The organism is Aeromonas sp. Y311-2 (assembly GCF_027706025.1).
In the GTDB taxonomy this organism is placed as follows: Bacteria; Pseudomonadota; Gammaproteobacteria; order Enterobacterales; family Aeromonadaceae; genus Aeromonas; species Aeromonas veronii.
Genome location: NZ_JAPDCL010000050.1, coordinates 1 through 7518, shown reverse-complemented (window position 1 = coordinate 7518; position 7518 = coordinate 1). Strand labels below are relative to the sequence as shown.

General features: G+C 57.2%; 9 protein-coding genes and 1 pseudogene. 2 read left to right on the top strand and 8 right to left on the bottom strand.

From position 1 onward, the window contains the following. The 3 genes from OKC42_RS22755 to OKC42_RS22365 form a co-directional block, all read right to left on the bottom strand. The coding region (locus OKC42_RS22755) for a DUF3391 domain-containing protein (protein ID WP_443111675.1) at nucleotides 1-234 on the bottom strand (234 nt) is incomplete at its 3' end. Nucleotides 235-532: 298 nt separating this feature from the next. After that, nucleotides 533-757 carry an MbeD family mobilization/exclusion protein gene (locus tag OKC42_RS22370; protein WP_063639086.1) on the bottom strand — a complete coding sequence of 75 codons (225 nt, stop codon included), beginning with the start codon at nucleotides 755-757 and terminating at the stop codon, nucleotides 533-535. After that, nucleotides 758-1231, bottom strand: coding sequence for an MbeB family mobilization protein (locus OKC42_RS22365; RefSeq protein WP_063639085.1), 474 nt, complete (start codon nucleotides 1229-1231; stop codon nucleotides 758-760). It abuts the gene before it with no gap. Nucleotides 1232-1481: 250 nt separating this feature from the next. Here OKC42_RS22365 and OKC42_RS22750 point away from each other — a divergent pair, with 250 nt between their 5' ends. Further along, entirely contained in the window at nucleotides 1482-1679 is a 198-nt protein-coding gene (locus OKC42_RS22750) for a hypothetical protein (RefSeq protein WP_063639084.1), read from the top strand. A 236-nt stretch (nucleotides 1680-1915) separates the two neighbouring features. Here the strand turns inward: OKC42_RS22750 and OKC42_RS22355 are convergent, their stop codons facing one another. From OKC42_RS22355 to OKC42_RS22345, 3 genes are read right to left on the bottom strand one after another with little or no spacing between them, the layout of a single operon-like run. After that, nucleotides 1916-2089: a hypothetical protein gene (locus OKC42_RS22355; RefSeq protein ID WP_160384936.1), complete on the bottom strand. Its 174-nt coding sequence runs from the start codon at nucleotides 2087-2089 to the stop codon at nucleotides 1916-1918. Next, entirely contained in the window at nucleotides 2086-2427 is a 342-nt protein-coding gene (gene mobC, locus OKC42_RS22350; protein WP_063639083.1) for a plasmid mobilization relaxosome protein MobC, read from the bottom strand. The genes OKC42_RS22355 and mobC overlap by 4 nt, the downstream gene beginning before the upstream one ends. Further along, nucleotides 2424-2729 carry a hypothetical protein gene (locus OKC42_RS22345; protein ID WP_063639082.1) on the bottom strand — a complete coding sequence of 102 codons (306 nt, stop codon included), beginning with the start codon at nucleotides 2727-2729 and terminating at the stop codon, nucleotides 2424-2426. The genes mobC and OKC42_RS22345 overlap by 4 nt, the downstream gene beginning before the upstream one ends. Nucleotides 2730-4401: 1672 nt before the next feature. On the opposite strand from OKC42_RS22345, the gene OKC42_RS22340 reads away from it, so the two are divergent. Then, a complete protein-coding gene (locus tag OKC42_RS22340) occupies nucleotides 4402-6060 on the top strand; it encodes a methyl-accepting chemotaxis protein (RefSeq protein WP_103260121.1) in 1659 nt (552 codons plus the stop codon). Here the strand turns inward: OKC42_RS22340 and OKC42_RS22335 are convergent. After that, a pseudogene (locus tag OKC42_RS22335) lies at nucleotides 6060-6329 on the bottom strand (transposase); the annotation flags it as partial. The gene OKC42_RS22340 and the pseudogene OKC42_RS22335 overlap by 1 nt on opposite strands. 113 nt (nucleotides 6330-6442) lie before the next feature. Further along, nucleotides 6443-7312 carry an HD-GYP domain-containing protein gene (locus OKC42_RS22330; RefSeq protein ID WP_270820927.1) on the bottom strand — a complete coding sequence of 290 codons (870 nt, stop codon included), beginning with the start codon at nucleotides 7310-7312 and terminating at the stop codon, nucleotides 6443-6445. Between the last annotated feature and the right edge of the window lie 206 nt (nucleotides 7313-7518).

The window sequence follows — 7518 nt, the reverse complement described above, 5'->3', positions numbered from 1 at the left end:
CTCTGGGCTCTCTGGGCTCTCTGGGCTCTCTGGGCTCTCTGGGCTCTCTGGGCTCTCTGGGCTCTCTGGGCTCTCTGGGCTCTCTGGGTCGACTTGGCTTTTGGCCAAGTCGACCCAGACCTCCCCGACGCCACATTCTCGAATGGCAGAGAGATCCTGAGGCTCGGTCAGCAGGAAGCTGCCGCGCCAGAATGGGTGTCGAAACCAAGAGCCGGCGAGCTTGTGGATGTACATGCCGAGACGAAGCTCGGATACGGGAATGCGTTTTACCAACTTATTTTCCTTTCTGAGTTGGGTGGTTAGGCGTGCGCCGAGGCTGGCACCCAGCGGTAGAGCGGAGGTAAGGTCACGCCAAGATTCTTGGATCAGCCGGAACCGCCGAAATTGGGATTCCGGCGTACAACCCCTAACAGGGGCATCAACAATGAAGTGGGGCCCACTGACCCCACTCAATCACCGTACTCCCTGTCACCATACTCTCGATACTCCCGCCCGAGGCTCATAGAGCTACGCCGCGGCTCCAGCTCAATGTTCAGGGCTTCAATTTTTGGCTCAATGTCTCGACTTGACCGCTCAAGTGCAACACCTGCTTGCTCAAGCTCCCCACGCTCTCTCGCAATGCCCGGTTCTCGGTAGAGGTGGCCTCGAACATCTGCCGCAAATCGCTGTAGGCGCTCTCCCAGGCCGCGTGCTGCGCTCTGTACCCGCCTTCCAAGCTCTCTAACGCTTTCAATAACTGCCGCTCTAGTTCCGTCATTCAGTACCCCTCCGGGATCCTCCAGGGATATTCCCCTCTCTCTGATTCCTCTTCGCGGCCATAGGCCAACTCCTTCAAGTCCATCTTCACGCACAGCCGCTGGTCCTTGCCGCACGTCGACAGTTCCAATTTTCCGCCCTTCGCTGCCAACTGCTCCAATGTCTTGTTCTGGCGTGAGATCTCTACCCAGTTCTCGGCGATGACCCTGCCCTGGTACCACACCACGACCCAGCTGATCCCCAGCAGAAACGCCACCCCGATCAACGGAAAGACCCACCCCTTCAACACCAGCCAGCCCCACCTCCGGTTCTGGGCGTCGATAGCGGTGTTCAATCTCCGCGCGCTTGATTCCAACGCCGCGAGAATAGCTCTCTCGTGCGGCTCGAACGCGTTCTTCACGCTCGTTTCGATATCGCTCGCCTGCTGCTTCGAGCTCTCTTCGAAGGTCTTGGCCAGCTCTAAAATCTTGCTCATACAGGGCCCCTTTTAGCCGGATATTCCGCCCCCCTTCCGGGTCGGCAATGCTGATACTCTTGCGGGTCTCCCGCACCACCTCAAAGCCGTGTTGCTTCAACGTGGCCACCACGTCTCCCCGGTCGGCCAGCTCACCGGCCGCCGCCAGTGAAAGCAGACCGTCGGTGATCGCTTGTGCCGCGTCCTGTTTGGCTTTTGGCAAGTTGCTGGGGGTCATCAATGCCCGTTTGTTCAAGGGATCATCCGGGTCATGCAAGCCCAACTGGGCGTTGACCACCACCTTCCACGCATCGATGCGGGGCCGGTCGGCCCGGTCGAAATAGGGTTGCAGCCGCTTGCCACTCAGCAGTTCGATATTCGGGATCACGAAGTTGAGCTCAAGCCGTTCTTTGTCCCGGTGCTCCACCCACAGGCAGGCGTACTGATCCCGATCCAGCCCCGGCAATAACGCACGCTCGAAGCTGTCCATCAGCTTGTCCTTGTCCTCCCTGGGCAAATCCGCTTCCTGGAACGACAGCACGCCAGAGGTGTACTTTTTGGCGTAGGGGCTGCTGTCGATCAGCGCCTCGATGAGACCCGGATCGCCACGGTCAAGGGTCGCCCCCTCCCGATCCCGCTGCGGCCCCAGCAGGTAATCGACCGGGCCGCTACCGCGCCCCACACCACGGGCATGAAATTTGACGATCATGACTCGCTGCACAGCCAGACGGTGGCCACACTGAGCGCTTCATCGTGCTCCTGGTAAACCTCCCCGCTGACCTCCTGGCCGTCCTTCAACAACCGCAAGCTCCACCCCTGTTCGCCGGGCAACCGGATCAGGGTGTAGTCATACTCGGCTACGCCGTATTCGTTCATCACGTTACCTCCGTTGAGGGGACAGACAGGGCCTGCAAAGCACGCTCCATCGCCATCAGCACAGCGATCACCTGGACACGTTCAACCGCACCCCACTCCCCGCTATTCACTCGCCGCGCTACCTGGTTGAGGTTGTTGCCGATCCCGGCTATCTGCCTCAGCAGAGCCGGATCGGCTTTGGGTACCGGTGTCCGCCGTCGAGCGGCGGCCTTGTCGTGCCCAAGACACTGGCTCCGCATCCATTCGGCCAGCCGTTCATCGCCACTCAAGCCCTTGAGCCGGGCAAATTCCTCGTCGGTGACTCGGATCTTGATCACCCGTTCACGTTTGGCCGGGGTCATTTCTGGTCACCGTTACCGGAATGAAGCTGCCCCAGCCACGCCGACCGCACAGCATCATGCAACCGGGCCACCACCTCGGGGGCCAAGGTCGAGGTTCGGCCATCCCGTAGGTTCAGCAGGAAGATCTCCAGCTCGCCACAATCCGGACGATTTAAGGTAACGGTGACCGTTTTTTCCCGTTGCCGTGCCCGGTAAGCAGCTTGCTTGGCGGCAGGGCTCAACGCCTTGCCGGTAGGTGGCCGACCCCGGCGCTTGCCACTCGGCAACAAGTCCAGCGTCTGGTCGTCTCGTGCATCCTTCATCCGATCACCTCAATTACGGTAACTGTGACCATATACCTATCCTGTCCGCCGACCTGGGAAAGCCCGGAACGGGGTTTTTCGGGGCGGTGGAGGCAGGGGGTTTCGGGGGCGGCACGCCCCTGAACCAGCTTCACAGAGGAACCGAAGACGCGAAGCGGCTAAGGGCCCTCTGTGTATGCTGGCTTAGAGTCAAGTTTGACATAGCCGGAATAGGTTGTAACCACCTGTTGGCGAGACTAGTTAAAGTAACAGTGACTATAATTAGAGGGCTTCGAGGGTAGGTAACCGGTAGGAGGCAAAAAGAGCTCAACGAGGGGGTGATGATACGTGCCCTGGGGAAACAAAAAACGGGAGAAAAGGATGTTGGCAAGCCGCCACAGTTTGCCGGGCTCTCCTATCTTTCGCTGCGCTTCAAGATAGGAGAGCCCTCCTACAGACCCATATCGATTTGAGGTCTTTTACAGGATAAGCTCGCCTTGCTCCGGACTATCGAGACTGCTTGCGGCAGCTCCCTCTCACGCGCTCCAGAGAACACACCCCGTCCCGCTGCACTCTGCTTTAGCCCCCGCCTGTTGGTCGGGCTGCCGCGCCGTTTTTTAAGAGCTGGCCGTGGTTGGTTCCCCGTTACGCTCTACTTGCAGATGCCCCAGGGTTGCGAGTCCTGGGAGGCTGTGGTGCGCGATTGCACGCTTGGGCAGTATGTGAGATTTCCCCGTTCTGCCCGACCTTCACACCCGCTACGGCAACAATCACTTGCGTCCAATCCGAGCGAATACGACAAAGCGCCAAAGGTGAAAGCCTTTGGTAACAGGGTTCGAGCAGGGGTTTGATACTTGAACAGTGGGCCGCACGCGGCTAAACTGAGGGGGTACTTAACGGTATCCGCTTCCTGCTCGAAGCTGTTACCCACCGGATTCCAAGGCCGGCAAGCCGAGGAACACCGGGCAAAGAACCCGCCTAGATAGGTGGGTTTTTTGTTTTCTGGTGGGCAGGTTACGCTTGATCAGAGGATCTGATCAAGATCATTTAGAATACGAACCTCACAGAACGAGCGTAGAGCTCACTCGCCACCTAACCCATAGCATTTCCATAGCAGGAACAAAAAACGCGCCATAGCGCGTTTTAATGAAGGATCCGAAGAGATGGAAAAGGATCCTGTCTTGATTACGGCATATTCGTTATCGGAGTTCTACGCCGCGCAACAGTCCCCCCAGCCGATACAGCCGTCTCAAGCTGATGATCTTGGCGAAGAGAAAGCTGAACATCGACATTAAAACCACAAGCCGCATGCTCGTCACAGATAAACGCCTCTGTGTTTGGTGCCCAAATCGCCGAAGTGTCTTCTCGGCGAAGCCTTACAGGGGTCGCCTCAGAATTCGGACAATAAAGCACGCTAACGGCTGGCGTGTCAGGTTGAGGCCATAGACGCCGCGCCGAAGGCGTCAGGAAATTCCGGAAAAGGCCCTACTCTGACGCTCTTTCGCCGCTTCGTCTGACGCCCGGTTGGGCTATAGCCTAGCCGGACAGCCTTCATGGCTTGTTTTTGATTTAAGTACTAAATTGCCCCAGACCATACGGCGAGAAGCCTTGAGGGGGAGCCTGACTCAAGATTTCAAATGAACCAGCCGATACAATGAAGGCACATTGATATGCCTAATAATGAGGTGAAGTAGTGAGTGATTGGCTAACCCGTTTTTCAATTAAAACCCGTCTCATCAGTTTGCTCATTCTGCTAGCTGCTACGGCTGCCGGCCTGACAATGGAGGGGCTTAACGGCATGCGCAGCAGCAATGCCGATATTAACCAGATGTACAACAACGTTCTGCTACCGCTCGATAAGCTTGGCGACCTCACCAATCACATGCACCATGCACGCACTCAGCTTTTGCTTGCTCTGCAACATCAGCCTGGTAGTGCGTTCGAAAAGGCACATGACCACCCCGCGAGCATGCATTTCGATGCTGTGGATAGAAGCGTAGGCAGCATGCGTGAGCGCCTTGCTGACTATCAGCGTATGCCAATGAGCAAAGAGCATCAGCGCTTGGCCACTGAACTGCAAAACAAGCTGTCTGATTATCTGGATAATGGTGTTCAACCGACGCTCAATGCAATGCGCCAAGGTGACTATGCGGGAGGGAATGCAATCCTGCTGAATCGCTTGCAACCTGCATTTATGACGACCTATGCCAGCGTGCGTAATCTGGTTGAGTCGGAGCAGGAGAGCGCCAATGCAAGCTACCAGCGCGCTAAAGAGAGCTTCGATCGTCTGGTTGTGATAATCGGTCTCACGCTAGTGGTTGCTCTGTTTCTGGCCACAGTCGTGGCTTTGGCTACTGTATCTGGCATCACAAAAGCTGTTCGCGAGCTTCAAGTCGGCGGTCAGCAGCTAGCTGATGGCAATTTGGGCTATCGAGTTACCTATCAGGGGCGTGATGAGCTGGGCGAAATCTCTAGCTCATTCAATGCAATGGCTTCGCGTTTTCACCACACCATTCAAGAGTTGGCGGGGGCTGTGGAGCAACTGGCAGCCGCAGCTGAGCAGACTGCTCAGATCAGCACTGAAACCAGTGACGGCATCCGCCGCCAGCAGTTGGAGACAGATCAGGTTGCTACTGCGATGAACGAAATGTCAGCTACTGTGCAGGATGTGGCTGGGAACGCGGCCAGTGCAGCAAGAGCAGCACAGGAAGCAGATCAGCAGTCGGAAAGTGGAAAGCTTGTTGTTCATCAAACAATCTCTTCTATCGACAGCCTAGCCAGTGAAGTTGAGCACGCGGCCACCGTTATCCATGAGCTTGAAGCAGACAGTGCTGGTATTAGCTCTGTGGTGGATGTCATTCGCAGCATCGCCGATCAAACCAATTTACTTGCCCTTAATGCGGCTATTGAAGCTGCAAGAGCTGGTGAGCAAGGGCGAGGCTTTGCTGTGGTGGCGGATGAGGTGCGCTCGCTTGCTTCGCGCACGCAACAGTCAACCAGCGAAATTCAGACCATGATTGAAAAACTGCAGGGCGGGGCAAATCGTGCTGTTGCGGTCATGCAAAGTAGTTGCACCAAAGCACAAGCTGGTAAACAACAGGTTGCCAGCGCAGGTCATATGCTGGATCAGATCAGTAACGCTGTTGCGATTATTAATGACATGAATGCCATGATTGCATCTGCCGCTGAGGAGCAAAGCTCTGTCGCGGAGGAGATCAATCGTAACGTTACTAGTGTCAGCCAGATTGCCGAGGAAACTAGCGAGGCTTCCCGTCAGAATGTTGCCACCAGTAAGCAACTATCTGCTCTGGCAACCCAACTTCAGCGTCTGGTGCATATGTTCCGTCTTTAGGCAAACTGACGCAGGATTGTAGTCTCGTACAGCGCCTCCTCCATCGCCGGGTCGCTGTAGCCGAACCAGTTCTGCATCAAATGCACGCACAACATCGCCATCAGCGGATAGGCTGGACTGCCGCCTTCACCCTTCGGGTAGTGCGGCTCGATCAAGGCGATCAAACCCTTCCACGGCACCACCTGATCCATCTCGATCAGGAACAACTCTTTGCGGGCCTGCTTGCGCTTGCCGGCATACTCGGCGTAGGCGAAGGTCATCTGCTTCATCGGAAAACTCGGCGGGTGGAATCCGGGTATTTTGCCAAAATCAGGAAGTCTTCTTCAGAGTTTCCTTAGCGTACGTTTTTCTCCGAATTCTGCGGGGTCCCCTTTTGTGGGGGCTATTCCATCCACAAGTCGTCGAGGTTCTTGAAGTTCCAGAGCGTCGGGTCTTCGGGGCCAGTGATACTGTCCTTGCAACTCGTGGCCGCCAGGTCGATGGTCTGCATCGGGATCGGCTCTCTCGAGCGTAGCGAGAAGAACACGCGAACCTTGGGAGTCAGCAGTGATTCCATTCCCGGCTCAACGACAACGGCCAGACGCTGAGAGGACAGGCGAACCAAGGAGCCGACGGGGTAGATGCCCACGGCCTTGACGAAGGCGTGGAAGATGCGTTTGTCGAAATGGCCCTCCCACTTGGCCATCTGCCGCATCGCCGCGGACGGGTCCCACGGCTTTTTGTAGGCTCGCTCCGACGTCACGGCATCATAGACGTCGCAGATTGCGCCCATGCGGGCCAGGAGTGAAATGGCGTCACCGGCCAAGCGATCCGGGTAGCCGGTTCCGTCGATCTTCTCGTGATGGTGCAGGGCAATGTCCACCACCCCGGGCTCGGCCCCGCCTGCGCGCAGCATCTTTGCGCCCTCCACAGGGTGGCGCTTCATGATGGCGAACTCGGCATCGGTGAGCTTGCCTGGTTTGTTAAGCACTTCCAGCGGCATCGCGGCCTTGCCTAGGTCGTGCATCAGTCCGCCGATGCCAGCCAGGCGCGTTTGCTCCTCGTCTAGATCGAGATGCCGGGCCAGCGATAGCATCAGGGCGCAGACGGCAACCGAGTGCAGGTAGGTGTCATCGTCGTGCGTTTTGATGCGTGCGACGCTGATGAGGGCATGAGGTTGGCGCAGCACCGAGGCAGCGATTTCTCCGACCAGCGGCAACGTCGTGCTTGGGTCGACGGCCTTGCCAAGCCGGGCTTCCTGGAACATGTCCATGACTTGGAACTTGGCCGCAAGACAGAGTTCCCGTGCATAACACATTTCGCTCTCCATTGAGGTTGCGCCGTCACTTTTCTTGCTTAGTGGACTAGACGGCAGAGATTGCTCCTCCGACAATTCTCTGGGCTCTGGGCTCTCTGGGCTCTCTGGGCTCTCTGGGCTCTCTGGGCTCTCTGGGCTCTCTGGGCTCTCTGGGCTCTCTG

Excerpts from the sequence above, each read along its gene's own strand:
- OKC42_RS22365 (WP_063639085.1), bottom strand. The coding sequence starts at position 1,231 with ATGAGCAAGATTTTAGAGCTGGCCAAGACCTTCGAAGAGAGCTCGAAG.
- OKC42_RS22345 (WP_063639082.1), bottom strand. The coding sequence starts at position 2,729 with ATGAAGGATGCACGAGACGACCAGACGCTGGACTTGTTGCCGAGTGGC.
- mobC (WP_063639083.1), bottom strand. The coding sequence starts at position 2,427 with ATGACCCCGGCCAAACGTGAACGGGTGATCAAGATCCGAGTCACCGAC.
- OKC42_RS22750 (WP_063639084.1), top strand. The coding sequence starts at position 1,482 with ATGCAAGCCCAACTGGGCGTTGACCACCACCTTCCACGCATCGATGCG.
- OKC42_RS22370 (WP_063639086.1), bottom strand. The coding sequence starts at position 757 with ATGACGGAACTAGAGCGGCAGTTATTGAAAGCGTTAGAGAGCTTGGAA.
- OKC42_RS22330 (WP_270820927.1), bottom strand. The coding sequence starts at position 7,312 with ATGGACATGTTCCAGGAAGCCCGGCTTGGCAAGGCCGTCGACCCAAGC.